The sequence below is a fragment of the Mucilaginibacter gracilis genome (genome assembly GCF_003633615.1).
GTDB lineage: Bacteria > Bacteroidota > Bacteroidia > Sphingobacteriales > Sphingobacteriaceae > Mucilaginibacter > Mucilaginibacter gracilis.
In genome coordinates this window covers 3,324,546-3,342,952 of record NZ_RBKU01000001.1, presented here as the reverse complement: position 1 = coordinate 3,342,952, position 18,407 = coordinate 3,324,546, and the positions used below count along the sequence as shown (strand labels likewise).

Sequence of the window (18,407 nt, the reverse complement as noted above, 5' to 3'; positions counted from 1 at the left end):
GCAAACAAAAAATACATATAATTAATTATTAGTTAACTACACAATAAGCCAAAATCAACAGGAATCAAAATACAATATTTATATACAAATACCATTTTCATTAACTTTTTAGCGAAAAACACCACGAAAAAATTTTATCCTGATTGTTAAATGCCTAATTTGTTTGTTTTAACGATTTCTTTTGATATTTTTACGAAACGAAAATTGCAGTCTATGAAATTTAAAACTTATCTACTTTTTAAAAATAAAACATACTTATTTTCATTTATGGTAGTTATGCTGGCAAGTATTCTTTGTCCGCATAGGGGCTACAGCCAGGTCGACTATTATTACGGCCAGCATAAAAGAGGCTTGTCTATAGGTATCGGTGGCGGCGTATCTATCTTAAACGCCCACTACCGCGACAATCCTTTAAGCGGCGTAGGCCTGGTTAAAGTTGATTACGACTTTACCCAATATATCAGCGTTGGCGTTGAAGGGCAAATGGGTCAGTTACTGGGCCAGGATGTGGTGCCAAACCGGCAATATTTTCCTTTTTCGCTCGATAATTATTCGTCAGTGAGTTTGGGCGTGCGCGTTAGCGTAGGTGCCATTAAAGATTACCCTACTTCTACCGCTTTGCAGGATGTGATAAAAAAGATATATCTTGGAGTTGGCGGAGGTGTAGTGATGACGCACATTTCATTGGGCGATTACAGGCTTTCAACTAACAAGGGAAGCTATAGTACCCCCCAAATGGACAAAACCTGTTTCGTTATACCGATCAACATCGGCACCAATATTAATTTACCCGGCATACTCGGCGCAGACAAGCTGGAGCTGAACCCCAACTACCAGTTCAATTATTCACGGGATCAATACCTTGACGGAATCGGACCGGCCGATCAATATACCAAGCATGATTATACCGGTTATTCCCTGATATCATTAACTTTAAAATATAAATTCTAATAACAAAATTCCTGAGCGTAGTTTTGTTGATACAGCCATTTAATTATTCAAATATAAAAGATGAGTGCAAATTATAGAAAGATAGCCATTATTCTTGGATCGGCATTGTTTTGTGCGTGTAAAACGTCAAAAATCATATATGAGGTACCAACTGATGTAAGGCCGTACACGGGTAAAACCCTTACCGCCCCTCCGGGTATGATCTATATTCCGGCAGGTACCATATACGAAAGCAGCACCATAAAAGATTCTATAAACGCCGATACCAGCACGCGCCGGGTGAGCTTAAGTTCCTTTTTTATGGATATGACCGAAGTAAGCAACAAACAATACCGCAAATTTGTGGATTGGGTTGCCGATTCTGTTGCTGTGACCACCTATCTGAAAAACGACCCTAAATTCTTTTATAACGCCAAGCTGAAAAGCAAAACCGCCAGCGCCAAGGGTGCTAAGGCCGATTCGGTTGCCCGGATGATTAACTGGCGCAATATCGATATCAATGGTAAGGTTCCGTTCTGGCAGTCGCACAGCGAAAAATTCCCCGGCCTGGTATCTATGGTTAACGGAAGGAAAACGCTGAACAAGGATATGCTCAAATTTGCTTTTACACATGTGCAGGCAGGCGGGCCCAATGCAGGCAAATCAGTAACCGATACCATCAAGATAATGCCCGATAATAACGTTTGGCAGGAAGATTTCCCGAATTCACAGTCAGACTTTCTGGTGAATAACTATTTCCAGTTGAAAGGCTTTGATAATTACCCCGTTGTTGGCGTAACCTGGAAACAGGCCCGTGCCTATACCGGCTGGAGAAATATCATCAGTGCCAGCACCCTGGACAGGAGTTTGGTAGAACTGGGCCTTTCGTTCAGTTTGCCTACCGAGGCCCAGTGGGAATATGCAGCATCGGGCGGTGAGCAGAACATGGAAAATGCAACAGGCAACGTTCAGTCCAAAGATCAGAACGTGGTACCGTCATACATCCAGAAGAAAACAAAAAAGATATTACCGATAGCCAACTTTAAACAGGGCGAAGGTGACTATACCCGGGATGGAGCCATCCAAACCGTACCGGTAAAATCATACGCGCCAAACGTGTTCGGCCTGTATAACATGGCCGGTAACGTAGCCGAGTGGGCCCTTGATGCCTACAGCCCTTCGGCTTTTGAATTTGTTGAAGACCGCGACCCGGTATTGTTACTGGATGCAACAGATGAGGATGCCGACGTGATGAAACGTAAAGTAGTAAGAGGCGGATCATGGAAAGATAATGCAACCGACCTGAATACGGCAACCCGTAATTACGAAGTACAGAATGTGGCCCACTCTTACATCGGCTTCAGGTGTACAATGGCAGCTCCGGATCTGATTACCGAACAGGTAGGAACCCGGAAATACCTTGCTCCCAAAAAGGACAAGAACGCCAAAGTAAAGGCAAGCGGAAAATAGTGACAAAGGCAAGTAAAATTGAATAGGAACAGCAACGTACCCAGTATGAAAAAGAAATTTATTATTGTTTTGTTTATTACATTAGCGGCAAGCTTAACCCTGATGGCCCAAACCAAAAAGAAAAAAGCAAAGGCCCGTACCACGGCTAAAAGAACAATTCACACGGTAAGAACAAAACCCAAACCAAAACCGGTTGATACTACAGCAAAAGCTGCAGTTAACCCCGTGGTTGTTTTGCCGGCAAACAATAAGATAGACACCATCAGATCGGTGCCTGATAGTGCAGACGGGTATTTGAAAAGCGTTGTGCTAACCAAGGCCAGGCCCTTCCCAATATTTGAGCCAAGCCCCAATAACATCAAATACTACCACCAGTATAAACGCGATATCAGCTTTAAAGATGCCCGTAATGCCAAGTTTAATACCACAGGCGCCACCCTCATCGAAGCTATTTTACAGGGCGTTAAAGATCACATCATCACAGCTTATGACCCTACTGCCGTAACCAAAATTAACCCTACAGGTGATGCATTTACCATCCCGATGACGTATAACCAGCTGATGGGCCATTTGGTAGATACCGCACTGGTTGACCAACTGGATAAGGATGGTAACAAGATAGGCAGCGTAAAGCAACTGAATGATTTCAGTCCGGATAAAGTGGTAGGTTACCGCATTAAAGAAGATGTTTACTACGATAAACAACGGGCCAAGGTAGAAACCCATATTGTAGGTATTGCACCCCTAATTACCCTGAAACTATCAAACGGCGATACCGTGGGTACACAGCCGGTATGCTGGTTGCGCTACAGCCAGTGCCGTATTGTATTTGCCAAAATGGACGTATCAGACCCGGACCACAATATGTTTGACGTGAGTATGGATGATATGTTCCTGCAGCGCCAGTTCAACAGCGTAATTGTTGAGGAATCCAACCCGAAAGGCAACCGCATTAAGGACTACATGAAAACCCCTGAAGACCAGGCAAAAGAAGCGGCCCGTATAGAAAAGAAACTGGCCGATTACAAGAAAAACATGTGGAACTACCGCACCGATATTACTGCCGTTTCGGTACCCGATAAAACCAAAACTACCAAACCTAAAAAAACAACTAATGACAATAACACTGGTACGCCTGTGAAGCAATAAAAATATTAAAAATCTCAAACGCAAAATGCCCGGATCGTTAAGTTCCGGGCATTTTGCGTTTGAGACACACCTTCACGCTATAAATTTTTTAGATTATGCAATTAAATGTATAAGCTAAAAACGCACTTCATCGTACTTTTAAACCAGTATTTTTTTTTCCAGTGAAGCCAAAAAAATTGATGGCAACGGAGTAAACTTTTTGGCAATCACATCATAAAATTGAGCATCAAATTGCTGCTTTTTATTTAAAAAATTTGCTTGTTTGCTTCCATAGCAATTAGATACACACTAGCAATGTTTATCTGAATATCATTTTTTAGATTGGTGTTGTATAATCAAAAAATTATAGCATATTTTGCACTAAATTTTAAAGCTAACAAAAACTTTAATATAATGAACAAGCAAACCTTAAATACGTCGGCAACCAGAGCAATTTTTGCTCCGGCAACCCGTGCTTTGGTTTCTACAGTTTTTGTATTCTCTACGTCCCGACGAAGGCTTTATATTCCACGGGTTTGATTGATAGCTCAATCAACCTAAAAATGGAAAAAGAAAAAAACAACTCTTTTTCAAATTATTTGTTTCAATTAAGGCAGTTAAAGCCCTTTAATTTTCCAATTAATATTTCCGTCTAAAATAATGACCATACAAGATTTTGATATTCAGGTTGCTACCGGACAACATGTTGAATATGCGCAGCAGATATGTGATGAGATGGCCGAATCGGCAAAAGCACGCGGTACAGGTATAGCGCGCAGGTCGCCGGAGTATGTTGCCAACAAAATGCTGGAAGGTAAAGCCGTAATAGCTTTATTTAAAGATGGCACCTGGGCTGGTTTCTGTTATATAGAAACCTGGAGCCACGGCGATTTTGTGGCTAACTCGGGCCTAATTGTGAACCCCGAATTTAGAAAAGTGGGTTTGGCCAAGGCCATTAAAGAGCGGGTTTTTGAGCTTTCGCGCACCAAATATCCGCATGCCAAAATATTTGGCCTAACAACAGGCCTGGCGGTGATGAAGATAAACTCCGACCTAGGTTATGAACCGGTTACCTACTCGGAACTTACCCAGGACGAGGATTTTTGGCATGGTTGCACTAGTTGCGTAAACTATGATATTTTGATGAGCAAGGGCCGTAAAAACTGCATGTGCACGGCTATGCTTTTTGACCCCGCCGAAAAGCAAAAAGAATACGAAGAAAAAATGAAAAAAATTACGCACAAGGCAACATTACTTGAGCGGATAGAAAATGCACTTAAAAAAATAGGTCAGGATTATTAGTTAAACTATTGATTATAAACAATAAATATAGTCAACAGGTAAATAATAATTGAAGACGATAGACTAAACAACACAATGAAGAAAAAAGTAGTATTGGCTTACAGCGGCGGTTTAGATACCTCTTTCTGCTGCATCTATTTAACCCGCGACCTTGATATGGAGGTACACTCGGTAATTGTTAATACCGGTGGTTTTAGCGATGACGAATTAAAGGCTGTTGAAAAACGCGCCTACGAAATGGGTGTAACATCCCATCACGTGGTTGACGAAACTATCAATTTTTATAATACTTGCATACGTTACCTTATTTATGGTAACGTATTGAAAAACAACACCTATCCCCTATCGGTAAGTGCCGAGCGTGTTAGCCAGGCTACCGCCATTGCCAATTACGCCAAAGAAATAAATGCCGAATATGTTGCCCACGGCAGCACAGGTGCCGGTAATGACCAGGTTAGGTTTGATATGATATTTAACATATTAGTGCCCGAAGTGCAGATATTGACCCCTATACGCGATTTAAAACTAAGCCGTGAAGAGGAAATTACCTACCTTAAAAAGCATGGTGTTGAAATGAACTTCGAGAAAAACAAATACTCTATTAACAAGGGTATTTGGGGAACATCAGTTGGTGGTAAAGAAACACTAACATCAAACCTGGGATTGCCCGAGGAAGCATGGCCAACACAAATAACCGAAACCGAGCCCCGGAAACTTGAACTTACCTTTGAAAAAGGCGAACTAAAGGCCATCGACGATAAACAATACGATCATCCTACCAAAGCTATACAGGCATTACAGGCTATTGCGCAACCATATGGCATTGGTCGGGATATTCACGTGGGCGATACTATAATTGGTATTAAAGGCCGTGTTGGCTTTGAGGCTGCTGCACCTATTATCATTATCAAAGCTCACCACACGTTAGAGAAACATACGTTAACCAAATGGCAGTTATCATGGAAAGATCAATTATCTACCTTTTACGGTAACTGGTTACACGAAGGGCAGTTTCACGACCCTATTATGCGCAATATTGAGGCCTTTTTAAATGATACACAGTTACAGGTTAGTGGTAAAGTGTTTGTTGAACTAAATCCGTATCGCTTCCAGGTTATTGGCATAGAATCGGATCATGACTTGATGTCGAATAAATTTGGCAGCTATGGCGAAATGAACAATGCCTGGAGCGGCGAAGACGTAAAAGGTTTTTCGAAAATATTTGGCAATCAGGTAATGATATATCACAAGGTAAACACCCCAAACTCGTAAAAGGGATTTAAAAGATGATGAACAACGAAGATCAAATTACAGCCATGGTGCTTTCCAGAGGGAATTGCCTTAAGCAATACACTTGGGGCGATGATTGCTACGGCTGGGATTTTGTTGATACCGATGCATTATCTGTTAAACAAGAGCTAATGCCGCCAGATACCCGCGAGCAATTACACTATCATGAAATTGCAAACCAGTTCTTTTTTATTTTAAAAGGGAAGGCCTGGGTTAATATCGACGGCGTGGAGCATGTTTTAAAACCTAACGAGGGAGTGGAAGTTAAGCCAGGGCAAAAACATTTTATTAGTAATAAAGACGATGTTGACCTGGAATTTTTATTGTACTCGCAGCCGTCAACAAAAAATGACAGGCACAATATGAAGTAATTGGGGATGATTATTAAAAGGATACTTGCCGACGAAGCTAATTTGGTAGTAAAATTATTTGATAATTACCGGGTATTTTACAAGCAGGCATCGGATATTGAAGTGGCCAAATTGTTTATTAATGCGCGATTGAGCAATAATGAGTCGGTAATATTTGTTGCTTTTGATGCTGATGATATAGCGGTTGGATTTACGCAATTATACCCCAAATATTCGTCGGCAAGGGCTTCAAAAAATTGGATATTAAATGATTTGTTTGTTGCCGAGACCCACAGGAAACAAGGCATCGGCGAAAGTCTGATTAAAACAGCGATGGAATTTGGTAAAAATAACCAGGCCACATTTATACAACTGGAAACAGCAAAAGATAATTATACCGCTCAAAGTTTATATAAAGCCATGGGCTTTGTTGAGCAACCAGTGAGTGACGATTTTTTAATGTTTAAGATAGCAGTATCTTGAAATTAACTATAAAACGATGATAAAAGTTAAAGCAGGAATAGTTGGCGGAGCCGGATACACCGGCGGCGAATTACTGCGCATCCTGATAAACCACCCCAATGTTGATATTGCCTTTGTGCATAGTAACAGCAACGCGGGCAACTATATTTATGAGGTTCATACCGACTTATTTGGTGACACCGAATTAAAATTCAGCGGCGAAATATCGGATGAAATTGACGCGCTGTTTTTATGCGTTGGGCATGGCGATGCGCGGAAGTTTTTAGAGGCAAATGCTATTGCGGCGCATGTTAAGATAATTGATTTGAGCCAGGATTTTAGGTTAAGTAAAAACTCAAAATTCAATATTCAAAATTTGACTGCCGATCCGGAGCCGAGCTTTAGGCAATTCGTTTATGGTTTACCCGAGTTGAATCGCGAAGCTATTAAAACGGCTAAAAACATTGCTAACCCAGGTTGTTTTGCCACTTGTTTGCAGTTAGGGTTGCTGCCGCTGGCTGCTAAAGGTTTGCTAACCAACGAGGTACACATTACCGCAACTACGGGCTCTACAGGCGCAGGGCAAAGCCTGGCTCCTACTTCGCACTTTACGTGGCGTAATGATAACCTATCGGTTTACAAGGTGTTCGATCATCAGCACTTGAACGAAATTGGAGAATCGTTAAAGCAATTACAGTCCGCAACAGAAGTTGGCGCATTGAATTTTGTGCCCTACCGCGGAGATTTTACAAGGGGCATTATTGCATCAATTTATACTGAAAGCAGTTTGAGCGAAGTAGAAGCAACTCAACTTTATACCGAATATTATGCAGGCCATCCGTTTACGCATGTAACTAACCGCAACATTGATTTAAAACAAATTGTGAATACCAACAAGTGTTTTATTCAGGTTAAAAAGCATGGGAATAAAATATTTATTGTGAGCATCATGGATAATTTGCTAAAAGGTGCTTCCGGACAGGCTGTTCAGAATATGAATTTGCTTTTTGAATTGGAGGAAACCTCCGGATTAAGATTAAAAGCGGTAGCTTTTTGAGCTGAAAAACAAACAGCGTCATTGCGAGGTACGAAGCAATCTCTACACATGATAAACGGACCTACGGAGCCGCTTTGTATAGCATATAGATTGCTTCGTACCTCGCAATGACGGCGAAAGAGAAATAATTGAATTAAATACCCGTGGACTTAAATATGTTCACACAACATCGAAAACATGAATTTATTCGACGTTTACCCGATTAACCCCATTAATATTGTAAAAGGTGTGGGGAGCCTTGTTTATGACAACAACGGCACTGAGTATTTAGACCTGTATGGCGGCCATGCCGTTATCTCTATCGGGCATACGCACCCGCATTATGTGGAACGATTGGAAAGCCAGTTGCATAAACTTGGGTTTTATTCAAACTCTATCGAAATACCTTTACAGCAGGAACTGGCTACTAAATTGGGCCATGTATCGGGCAAGGAAGATTACCAGCTATTTTTAATAAACTCGGGTGCCGAGGCTAACGAGAATGCTTTAAAACTTGCGTCGTTTTATAACGGTAGAAAAAAGGTAATTGCTTTCCGCAAAGCATTTCACGGGCGTACTTCGTTAGCGGTTGCCGTTACCGATAACCCAAAAATTGTTGCCCCAATAAACGAAACCGACAACGTTATATTTTTGCCCTGGTGCGATGAGGACGCTTTGGAACAAGCTTTTGCTAACCACAAAGACGAAATATGTGCCGTTATAATTGAAGGTATACAAGGTGTGGGCGGTATACAGGTAGCTACCGACAGCTTTTTGCAAAAGATACGCACCCTGTGCAACCAAAACAACACCGTATTTATTGCCGATAGCGTACAATGCGGATATGGCCGTACCGGAAAATTTTACTCGCACGATTTTGCCGGCGTTAATGCCGATATTTATAGCATGGCCAAGGGTATGGGCAATGGCTTCCCTATTGGTGCCATTTCTATCGCTCCAAAAATAAAACCTGCGTATTTTATGCTGGGTACAACATTTGGCGGCAACCATTTGGCTTGCGCCGCCGCGCTTGCAGTGTTAGAAGTAATTGAGCAAGATAAGCTAATGGAAAATGCTGCCGAGGTTGGCGGCTACTTAATAAACGAGTTAAAACAGTTTACCGAAGTAAAAGAAGTGCGTGGCCGTGGTTTAATGATAGGCATTGAATTGCCCAACGAATTGGCGCACGTTAAAAAAGAGCTATTATTTAAACATCACATTTTTACAGGCGAAGCCAAACCAAATGTTATCCGCTTGTTGCCTGCTTTAAATTTGAGTAAGGCTCATGCCGATAGATTCCTTGAGGCTTTTAGTACTATTTTGAAGGAAAGCACGGTGGCAAGCCACTAAAATTTATTGTCATTCGTATCGCATAAAGATATGACAACTCCTTTAAAAGTTGTCATATCTGAACCGCCCAATGGCGTTTGGTTTTTTAATATTCACATCATACAATGAAACTATTCTCTTCCGTTAACGACGTTACCGACATTAACCAGTTAGTTGCCGATGCTTTGGCGTTAAAGCAAAACCCGTATGCGCATCAGCATTTGGGCAAAAACCGCACATTGGGGCTTATATTTTTAAACCCAAGTTTGCGTACACGCCTAAGCACCCAAAAAGCAGCAATGAATTTGGGTATGAATGTAATGGTGATGAATATGGACAAGGAAGGCTGGGCACTTGAACTTAACGACGGCGTGGTGATGAATGGCACCACTGTTGAGCATATTAGAGAGGCGGCAGGCGTTATGGGCCAGTATGTTGATATATTGGGTGTGCGATCGTTCCCCGGTTTAAAAGACAGGGAGTTGGATTATAGTGAAGAGATATTTAACAAGTTTGTAAAATACTGCGGTATACCGGTGGTTAGTTTAGAATCGGCAACGCGGCACCCGCTGCAAAGCCTTGCCGATTTGGTTACCATTACCGAATTAAAAACCCGCCCCTGGCCAAAGGTTGTATTAACCTGGGCGCCGCATGTTAAACCATTACCGCAAGCCGTACCAAACTCGTTTGCCGAATGGATGTGTAAAGCTGAGGTTGATTTTGTAATAGCTCACCCACCGGGCTATGAGTTATGTACCGATTTTACCCAGGGCGCAACTATTACACATAACCAACAGGAGGCTTTACTTGATGCCGATTTTATTTATGTAAAAAACTGGTCGGCTTATGAGCCTTATGGCAAAGTTACAGGCGGTTATGAAGACTGGATGTTAACCAACGCCAGCCTTACCGAAACCAACAATGCCAAAGTAATGCACTGCCTTCCCGTAAGGCGCGATCTGGAGCTGTCTGCCGAAATATTGGACGGGCCAAGCTCAGTTGTAGTGCATGAAGCCGGTAACCGCGTGTGGGCTGCGCAAGCGGTATTAAAGAAAATGTTAGAGAGCCTTACTTAAAAATTAAGATGTACATACCAAAGCACTTTGCAAATAACGATACAGGCGAGATAGTTGCTTTTATGCAAAAATATAGCTTTGGGAGCATTGTTACATCGGCTAATAATTTGCCGGTTGCTACGCATCTTCCTTTTATTATAGAACAGCGCGACGGCGACATTTACATTTTGTCGCACTTTGCCAAGGCAAACCCGCAGGCTAACCGTTTGGATAATACCGTTTTGGTGATATTCACCGAGCCACATGCTTATATTTCGCCTAAACATTACCAAAAAGAACAAAGCGTACCAACCTGGAACTACATTGCCGTACATGCCTATGGCGAGGCTACAATTATTGCCGATACTGAGGGAATGCTGCAATTAATGGAGAAAAGTATAACCTTTTATGATACCGCCTATTTAGCACAATGGAACGGTTTGCCCGATGAGTTTAAATTGAGGATGCTTAACGGAATTATAGCTTTTGAAATTAAGGTAACAGATTTACAGGCAAAAAACAAATTAAGCCAAAACCGCAGCGAGGTTGAGCGCAAAAACATTATTACCGAGTTTGAAGCGAGCGCCGATAATAACGAGGTGATGATTGCCCAATACATGAAGAAGGGCTAACAGGCCCTTTTAAATTGCCTTTTTATTCGGGTTTGATTACGTGGGGTTATATTTTCTGATAATTAACCTCGAACCGCTATTGTTGCTAAAGTAGCTGTCTACCCAGTTAATAAAAACGATGATACGGTTACCGGCGCTAATCAGCTAGAAAAGGTGCACCACGCCCCAAATCATATAGGCAAAAAAGCCTTAAAAATGTAGTTTCCCTAAATCGGCAACAGCCAAATTTTCACCTATGGTTGCCAGATAGCCCTTGGTTCATTGGTGTTCGCAGTTGTAGAATACCCATATTTACCATGTTTTTGTCTCTTCGGTTATAGAAGTTACGCAAAGAGCGGAGGCCTGATTATAGTAGACTCTAAGCAGGTGTCCCACGGCAGCTTTGGGTAGTACTCAGTAGATATCGCTCGGTATTTGTTGCTTGTCAAACCTGAACAAAAAGCTTTCTGCTACATCTTTATTTTGCCAAAAGAGATCAGTAATTAATTTTTTAACTATTTCTTTTGCTTGTGCCTTAACCTCTTTACTTACAAGAATCTCTTTAAAACTACCGTTATATGTAAGATCCTTACCTTTAACCGCACAAACCAATATTAAGCCATTATATAGTTTTTTGCGCTTTATATTAAATGTTGTTGAGCCATTATCTTTTAAAAATTGTCGAGATGCGGACATTAAACCGCTTAAAACACCATCAACCAGGTCTCCTCCCCTGGTGGTAGTAATATTATTGGCAAAACTTAAAATAACGGGTGAGGGATACCAATCTGTACGATATGCAAGTCCTATTCGATAATGAAAGCCTTGCGCCATACCCTCAAAAGTAACTTTAAACCGGGGTTTGCCTGAAGCTTCATTATTCAGCCGATCAAACCAATAAAAAATGCCTTGAGGGAAATTATAATAATTTTGACTCGTATAGTTTAGCCTAAGATCTTTTACAAAAATTTCTATCTGGGTATTTAACATCGCCAACAGGCTAATTTCTTCACATAATTTTTGATAATCGGCGGTTAGATCAAGGTTTATATCACTATCTAAGTTAAAATTAAATTCGGTCTGATTCATGACACCATTTTGGACCTCGAGTTTTTTTGAGATCACTTTTAATACCTGAACAAAAAAAATGGCATTGGCAGATACTCTGGAAGTTTCTTTAGGCATAACAAGGCGTTCTTTAAGCTGGATATTAAAAGAAAAGATATTAGCTCCGAGGATCGTAATCGTAAAAAAAATATTGCTGGTATTATAGAGTTCAATGTAATCGGTAATAAGTCCTGCAAAAAGACCTATGACACCATCATTACCCAGATACATGTGCGGGCGCTCCCTTACCGACCGCTCGAAAGTCTTTTGACGTTGATCCATAAACCCCTTGTATAGTTATACAATATAAGTAAAATACGACTCGAAAACAACGTTTAACCCTAATTTTTCATCTTAAATTTTATTTAATTGCATTTCCAAAAAACATCATTACATTTGTACTGTAATAATAAATATTACAGTAATGAATAACAGTCGCTTTTCTATATCGGTACACATATTAACACTTTTGGCGAGTGCTAAAGGCGAAGTATTAACGTCCGACTTTATAGCTTCGAGCATTAATATTAACCCGGTATTGGTACGTAAAGAACTCATTAATTTGCGGAAGCACAATTTAGTGGGCAGCCGCGAAGGTAAAAACGGTGGCACTTTTCTAAATAAACCCGCCAGCGATATTTGTTTATCGGATGTTTACCAAGCCCTAAAGCAATTGCCATTATTGGGCAAATCTAAAAACACGCCAAACCCGGCCTGCCCGGTTGGCAGGCAAATTGAAAAGCACCTCTCTAACTTATACCACGATGCAGAATGTGCCCTGGTTGCACAGTTAAAAACAACTACCCTACAACAATTTGTAAATCAATTTGAATAATTTTTTTATACATAACTGTAACAAAATACATTACAATTAAACAACAAATAACATGAAAATTGCAATTATTGGAGCCAACGGAAACATAGGCTCACGAATTTTAGAAGAAGCAATAAACCGCGGCCACCAGGTAACAGGCATTGCGCGCAACCCGGAGAAACTACAATTTAAACACGCCAACTTAACGTTTGTAAAAGGCGATGCGTTAAACACAGACCAACTTGCCCAAATAATAAAAGGACATGATGCCGTAGTAAGCTCGTTTGGGGTTGATTGGAGCAAGCCCGAAACCTTCCCGGTGTTTAGCGTAGTGGCGCAATCGGTTATTGATGCTGCGAGGCAAGCTGGCGTTAAGCGCATCATTAACGTTGGTGGTGCAGGCAGCCTTGAGGTTGCCCCAGGTTTACAACTGGTTGATTCGCCAAACTTCCCGCCCGAATATAAACTGGCTGCTAACGAGCAACGCCATTCGCTGGAAGTATTTCGTAAAGCCAACGATTTAGATTGGACATTTTTTAGCCCGGCAATTATTATTGAACCCGGTACACGCACCGGTAAATTTAGGTTAGGCAAAGATAACCCTGTATTTGATGATTATGGTAATAGTAAAATTACGTATGACGATTACGCTGTAGCTTTGATTGACGAATTAGAAAAGCCGCAATTTATTAAACAACGGTTTACTGTTGGGTACTAATTATTGTTTATGGCTGTATGTAACTGATTAAACGAGGCAATTTCTTTTAAAAAAGCTATCACAACCCAAAGTGTTATGTTTTATAAAAGAAATTGCCTTTTTTTATTCAGGTTTAATAGCGTCGGGATCATATTTTCTGATAATTAACCTCGAACCGCTATTATTGCTAAAGTAGCTACCTATCCAGTTAATAAATACGATGATACGGTTACGGGCACTAATCAACGAGAAAAGATGCACCACACCCCAAATCATATAGGCAAAAAAGCCTTGAAAATGCAGTTTCCCTAAATCGGCAACAGCCAAGTTTTTACCTATAGTTGCCAGTGAGCCCTTATCAAAATACTTAAATGGCTCGGGCTGTTCTCCATTAATTATTTTAATCAAATTTTTGGCTAGTTGCTTGCCCTGTTGCATTGCTGCCGGGGCTACGCCAGGGTACCCTTCGGGTGTTTCGGGTGTTATTATGGCGGCAACGTCTCCAATAGCAAACAAATTAAGATAACCCTTAATACGGCTAAACTCATCAGTCTGGATGCGGTTTCCACGCACTATCACACCTTCCGGAATGCCTTTCAAAACCTCGCCTTTTACGCCGGCAGCCCATAGCACATTGCGGGTTTGTATAATTGTGCCATCATCAATAACCAGGGCACAGCCATCGTAACTTTTAACGTGAACGCTATTATGTACCTCTATGTTAAGGCCAATTAAATAATCTTTAGCTTTTTGCGAAGCCTGGGGCGACATTACAGCCAACACTTCCGATTTACCTTCAACAAGGTAAACCTTCATATCTTCTTTCTTTAGTTCGGGATAATCGTAGGTCAGTACATAATTGCGCATTTCGGCCAGCGCTCCCGATAGTTCAACGCCGGTTGGCCCCCCTCCTACCACTACAAAAGTAAGCAGGGCATTGCGTTCTGCGGCATCTGTGGTAACCAGTGCTTTTTCTACGTTTTGCAGTATCAGGCTGCGCAGGTTAAGTGCCTCGGGGATACTTTTCATGGGCATGGTGCGCTTTTTAAGCTCATCATTACCAAAGTAATTAGTGTCCGATCCGGTTGCTATTACTGCATAGTCATATGGTATTTCGCCAATATTTGTATCAACTGTGTTCTTTTCCGGGTTAATGCGCTCAACCGTTGCCATCCGGAACGTAAAGTTTTTTTGCCCGGTAAATATTTTACGGATAGGAAATGCTATCGAATCGGCCTCAATATCGCCCATAGCAACCTGATAAAGCATGGGCTGGAAGGTATGGTAATTGTTTTTATCAACCATCAAAACCTCAAACGGTTTATCTTTCAGCTTTTTGGCTAACTCAATACCGCCAAAACCGCCGCCTATAATAAGCACCCGCGGATGCTGTATGATCTCGTTTAACTGCATAACATATTACTAAAACACATCCATTTAAAATAAAGGTAACAATTGCTTTTATGTTTGCAATAAATTGAAATCTTATTAACTAAACGTTGACAATTTATCAACAAAAACATTTTTTACAACTATATATTACAATATTAAGAGGATAGCAAAATGTTAGTTATTTTGGCTGTATCTTAATTAAAAGCATGAAAAAATTAGCATACCTTATTCTCGTTTTTTTTATAACAAGCAATGTTACTGCACAAATTAAAAAGGTTGATAGCTGGACCGACGGCAAATACATAACCGTTAACGGCGCAAAACTTTGGGTGGTAACAGTTGGCCAGGGCGACCCTATTATTTTTATTGCCGGCGGACCCGGCGGCACGCACTTGGGCCTACGCAGCTTTGACCCACTTGCAGATAACCACCACCAGTTAATTTACTTTGACGCCTTTGGCAGGGGAAAATCTGACACGGCAAAAAACGTAAGCGAATACACACTGGAGCGCGATATTGACGATATTGAGGGCCTGCGCAAAGCTTTAAAATTTGAGCAGGTTACAGTTTTGGGACACTCGTATGGTGGCGTTGTTGCACAGGGCTATGCGTTAAAGTACCCTCAACATTTAAGCCACGTAATTTTAGCCGACACTTTTCACAGCTTTATTATGTGGCAAGAAAACGACGATAACTCCAACCACGAAATTAAAACAAACTACCCTGAGGTGTGGAGCGAACTGATGCAGATACGCGAACAAGGAGCAGTATCAAGCGACGAGCGGCATCAGGATATTTACGGGCGCGTGCCTTATGGTTTTTTGTATGCCTACAATCCGGCCCGGTTTGAGGGTGGCAGCAATTATAAACCTTACCCTAACCCAAACAATACCAAGCTATATTACCAAATGGTAGGTAAAGACGGCGATTTTATTGTAGGCAGCGATATTGGGAATTTTGATTATCGCAAACAGCTGAAAACTCTTAAAATGCCGATATTGATAATTGGTGGCCGGTATGACAGGGTTGCCGTACCCTGGATGATGGTTAAGTTTAAAGAGTATTGCCCGCAGGCAACCTTTGTGATGTTCGAAAAATCGGGCCATAACCCACAGGTTGAGGAGCCCGAAAAAGAATTTGCCGTAATTAATCAATTTTTAAGTAAGTAGGCCTATTGCCGCTTAACTCGCTATATTTGCACATTATAGTGATAAATTTTTCCTTTTTTGGGAAGTTAAGGCTTTATGAACTTACATATTATTAAAATAGGTGGTAACGTAATTGATAACTCGGAGAATTTGCATCGTTTTTTAAAAGATTTTGCGGCTCTGGATGGTTATAAAATATTGGTACACGGCGGCGGTAAGGTGGCTACGCAATTGGCAACAACGCTGGGTATCGAATCGAAATTGGTAGATGGCCGCCGCATTACCGATATTGAAACTTTACGCGTTGTAACCATGGTTTACGCGGGGTTAATTAATAAAAATATTGTAGCCGCTTTGCAGGCGGTTAATTGCAATGCAATTGGTTTAACCGGGGCCGACGGAAATTTTATTTTAGCAAAAAAAAGGCCGGTAAAAACAATTGATTACGGCTTTGTTGGCGATATTGACGATAACTCAATTAACCCCGGCAACTTAAAAAATTTGCTTGATGCCGGTTTTGTACCTGTATTTTCGGCTTTAACGCACGATGGTGCGGGGCAATTGCTTAACACCAATGCCGATACTATCGCTTCGGCTTTGGCAGTGGCACTGGCTAAAACTTACCAAACTACCCTTATTTATTGCTTTGAAAAAAAGGGTGTTTTACAGGATATTGACGACGAAGATTCGCTGATACGGGAAATTGACCCGGAGCGTTATGAAGAACTTAAAGAAAAACAAATTATAAATGGCGGCATGCTGCCCAAGCTTGATAATGCCTTTACGGCGATAGCTTGTGGCGTAAAAGCCGTTATTATTGGCAAGGCCGATGAATTAGGCCTGCTCAAACAAAACCATTCATTCGGAACAAGGTTAAGTACCAGGATATGAGCACACAAAAAAACATCGCTATTTTAGGAAGCGGAAATATTGGTTTAGCACTGGCTAAGGGTTTAGTAAAAGCGGGCATTTATCAGCCACACCAAATTACGCTTACGCGCCGCAACGTGGCTCCGTTAGCCTACCTTGCCGAAGAAGGTTATAAAATAACCGATGATAACGAAAAAGCCACCAGCAAGGCCCATATTGTGGTTTTGGCAATACTGCCCCAGCAACTTAACAAACTGCTTGACGAAATAAAGGAAGGTATTAAACCTAAAAAGCATTTGCTGATATCTGTTGTATCGGGCGTTAGCTGTGCCGATATACGCCAGTACCTTGATATTGATGTACCCGTAGTGCGCGCCATGCCCAACACTGCAATTGCCATTGGCCAATCCATGACTTGCATTGGCAGCGATAATGCCGATAAGAGCAGCATTGCGCTGGTGAAAGAATTGTTTGATACTGTTGGCGTTACTATACCTATAAACGAAGAACTCATGACATCAGCAACGGCGTTATGCGCCTGCGGTATCGCGTTCTTTTTGCGTTCGATACGTGCAGCATCGCAGGGCGGTACCGAAATTGGGTTTCACGCGCCGGATGCGCTTAAAATGGCGGCACAAACAGCCAAAGGCGCTGCCGATTTACTGTTGCAACTGGCATCGCACCCCGAATCGGAAATTGATAAGGTTACATCGCCTAAAGGCTGCACCATTGCCGGACTTAACGAAATGGAGCATAATGGTTTTAGTTCGGCCATGATAAAGGGTATTAAAATGTCGGCAGATATTGCGGCTGTATTGTATAAAAAAGATTGAGTTGAGTCCGCTTAAAGCTTTATCTCCAATTAATTTAACAAACAACACAAAACCATAACTGCCAAATTATTATGAATACAAAACAATCAGGTTTCGGCTATTGGGCGTTGTTAGTTAGCTTATTAATAACGTTAAGTATTGGCGGGGTGGCCAGCTTTTTCACAATTCCACAAATTTCAACCTGGTATGTTTATTTAAATAAACCAGCGTTTAATCCACCAAACTGGTTGTTTGGCCCGGTATGGACATTGCTTTATATCATGATGGCTATTGCCGCATTCCTGGTATGGCAAAAACGAGACGGTAACATTAACTATATAAAGGCACGCAACATTTATTTGCGGCAATTACTGTTTAATTTTTCATGGTCGATAGTGTTTTTTGGAATGCACCAAATACTGGGAGCTTTGCTAATTATTGCCTTGCTTTTAATCAGTATTGTTTTCAATATTGTTTATTTTGGTAAAATAAGCAAAGTAGCCGCCTGGTTGTTGGTTCCTTATTTGTTGTGGGTAAGCTTTGCCAGCATATTAAACTTTGCTATTTACATACTAAACAAGTAATAAAAGCCGTATTTTCATTG

General features: G+C 41.3%; 19 protein-coding genes. 17 read left to right on the top strand and 2 right to left on the bottom strand.

Features of this window, described 5'->3' with window-relative positions:
- Positions 1-213 precede the first annotated feature (213 nt).
- From BDD43_RS14495 to BDD43_RS14445, 11 genes are all read left to right on the top strand, one after another.
- Entirely contained in the window at positions 214-951 is a 738-nt protein-coding gene (locus BDD43_RS14495; RefSeq protein ID WP_121197898.1) for a hypothetical protein, read from the top strand.
- Between the two features lie 60 nt (positions 952-1,011).
- On the top strand, positions 1,012-2,400 hold the full coding sequence (gene porK / locus BDD43_RS14490) for a T9SS ring complex lipoprotein PorK/GldK (protein ID WP_121198352.1): 1,389 nt from the start codon (positions 1,012-1,014) through the stop codon (positions 2,398-2,400).
- Between the two features lie 45 nt (positions 2,401-2,445).
- Positions 2,446-3,549: a type IX secretion system ring subunit PorN/GldN gene (porN, locus tag BDD43_RS14485; RefSeq protein WP_121198351.1), complete on the top strand. Its 1,104-nt coding sequence runs from the start codon at positions 2,446-2,448 to the stop codon at positions 3,547-3,549.
- A 639-nt stretch (positions 3,550-4,188) separates the two neighbouring features.
- Positions 4,189-4,830, top strand: coding sequence for a GNAT family N-acetyltransferase (locus tag BDD43_RS14480; protein ID WP_121198350.1), 642 nt, complete (start codon positions 4,189-4,191; stop codon positions 4,828-4,830).
- Positions 4,831-4,905: 75 nt separating this feature from the next.
- Positions 4,906-6,102: an argininosuccinate synthase gene (gene argG, locus BDD43_RS14475; protein ID WP_121198349.1), complete on the top strand. Its 1,197-nt coding sequence runs from the start codon at positions 4,906-4,908 to the stop codon at positions 6,100-6,102.
- Between the two features lie 14 nt (positions 6,103-6,116).
- Complete coding sequence (locus BDD43_RS14470) at positions 6,117-6,491, top strand: cupin domain-containing protein (protein ID WP_246001581.1); 375 nt, start codon at positions 6,117-6,119, stop codon at positions 6,489-6,491.
- Between the two features lie 6 nt (positions 6,492-6,497).
- Positions 6,498-6,953: a GNAT family N-acetyltransferase gene (locus BDD43_RS14465; RefSeq protein ID WP_121198348.1), complete on the top strand. Its 456-nt coding sequence runs from the start codon at positions 6,498-6,500 to the stop codon at positions 6,951-6,953.
- Positions 6,954-6,969: 16 nt separating this feature from the next.
- The gene (argC, locus tag BDD43_RS14460; protein ID WP_121198347.1) at positions 6,970-7,989 is read left to right on the top strand and encodes an N-acetyl-gamma-glutamyl-phosphate reductase; all 1,020 of its coding nucleotides are present in this window, start codon (positions 6,970-6,972) and stop codon (positions 7,987-7,989) included.
- A 177-nt stretch (positions 7,990-8,166) separates the two neighbouring features.
- Positions 8,167-9,318: an aspartate aminotransferase family protein gene (locus BDD43_RS14455; protein WP_121198346.1), complete on the top strand. Its 1,152-nt coding sequence runs from the start codon at positions 8,167-8,169 to the stop codon at positions 9,316-9,318.
- A gap of 104 nt (positions 9,319-9,422) precedes the next feature.
- Positions 9,423-10,373 carry a Rossmann-fold NAD(P)-binding domain-containing protein gene (locus BDD43_RS14450; RefSeq protein ID WP_121198345.1) on the top strand — a complete coding sequence of 317 codons (951 nt, stop codon included), beginning with the start codon at positions 9,423-9,425 and terminating at the stop codon, positions 10,371-10,373.
- Positions 10,374-10,381: 8 nt separating this feature from the next.
- Positions 10,382-10,984, top strand: coding sequence for an FMN-binding negative transcriptional regulator (locus tag BDD43_RS14445; protein ID WP_121198344.1), 603 nt, complete (start codon positions 10,382-10,384; stop codon positions 10,982-10,984).
- Positions 10,985-11,377: 393 nt separating this feature from the next.
- Here the strand turns inward: BDD43_RS14445 and BDD43_RS14435 are convergent, their stop codons facing one another.
- Positions 11,378-12,352, bottom strand: a complete 975-nt coding sequence (locus tag BDD43_RS14435) for a DNA topoisomerase subunit B (protein WP_121198343.1) — start codon at positions 12,350-12,352, stop codon at positions 11,378-11,380.
- Positions 12,353-12,494: 142 nt separating this feature from the next.
- On the opposite strand from BDD43_RS14435, the gene BDD43_RS14430 reads away from it, so the two are divergent.
- Positions 12,495-12,905: an RrF2 family transcriptional regulator gene (locus BDD43_RS14430; RefSeq protein ID WP_121198342.1), complete on the top strand. Its 411-nt coding sequence runs from the start codon at positions 12,495-12,497 to the stop codon at positions 12,903-12,905.
- Positions 12,906-12,957: 52 nt separating this feature from the next.
- Positions 12,958-13,602, top strand: coding sequence for an NAD(P)-dependent oxidoreductase (locus BDD43_RS14425; RefSeq protein WP_121198341.1), 645 nt, complete (start codon positions 12,958-12,960; stop codon positions 13,600-13,602).
- Between the two features lie 102 nt (positions 13,603-13,704).
- Here the strand turns inward: BDD43_RS14425 and BDD43_RS14420 are convergent, their stop codons facing one another.
- Positions 13,705-14,994 (bottom strand): NAD(P)/FAD-dependent oxidoreductase, encoded by a 1,290-nt coding sequence (locus BDD43_RS14420; protein WP_121198340.1) that lies wholly within the window; start codon positions 14,992-14,994, stop codon positions 13,705-13,707.
- 185 nt (positions 14,995-15,179) lie between these two features.
- On the opposite strand from BDD43_RS14420, the gene BDD43_RS14415 reads away from it, so the two are divergent.
- From BDD43_RS14415 to BDD43_RS14400, 4 genes are all read left to right on the top strand, one after another.
- The gene (locus BDD43_RS14415) at positions 15,180-16,142 is read left to right on the top strand and encodes an alpha/beta fold hydrolase (protein WP_121198339.1); all 963 of its coding nucleotides are present in this window, start codon (positions 15,180-15,182) and stop codon (positions 16,140-16,142) included.
- 75 nt (positions 16,143-16,217) lie between these two features.
- Positions 16,218-17,012: an acetylglutamate kinase gene (argB, locus tag BDD43_RS14410; RefSeq protein WP_121198338.1), complete on the top strand. Its 795-nt coding sequence runs from the start codon at positions 16,218-16,220 to the stop codon at positions 17,010-17,012.
- Positions 17,009-17,824 (top strand): pyrroline-5-carboxylate reductase, encoded by an 816-nt coding sequence (gene proC / locus BDD43_RS14405; protein WP_121198337.1) that lies wholly within the window; start codon positions 17,009-17,011, stop codon positions 17,822-17,824. The genes argB and proC overlap by 4 nt, the downstream gene beginning before the upstream one ends.
- A gap of 71 nt (positions 17,825-17,895) precedes the next feature.
- Complete coding sequence (locus BDD43_RS14400; protein ID WP_121198336.1) at positions 17,896-18,387, top strand: TspO/MBR family protein; 492 nt, start codon at positions 17,896-17,898, stop codon at positions 18,385-18,387.
- The last annotated feature ends 20 nt before the right edge of the window (positions 18,388-18,407 follow it).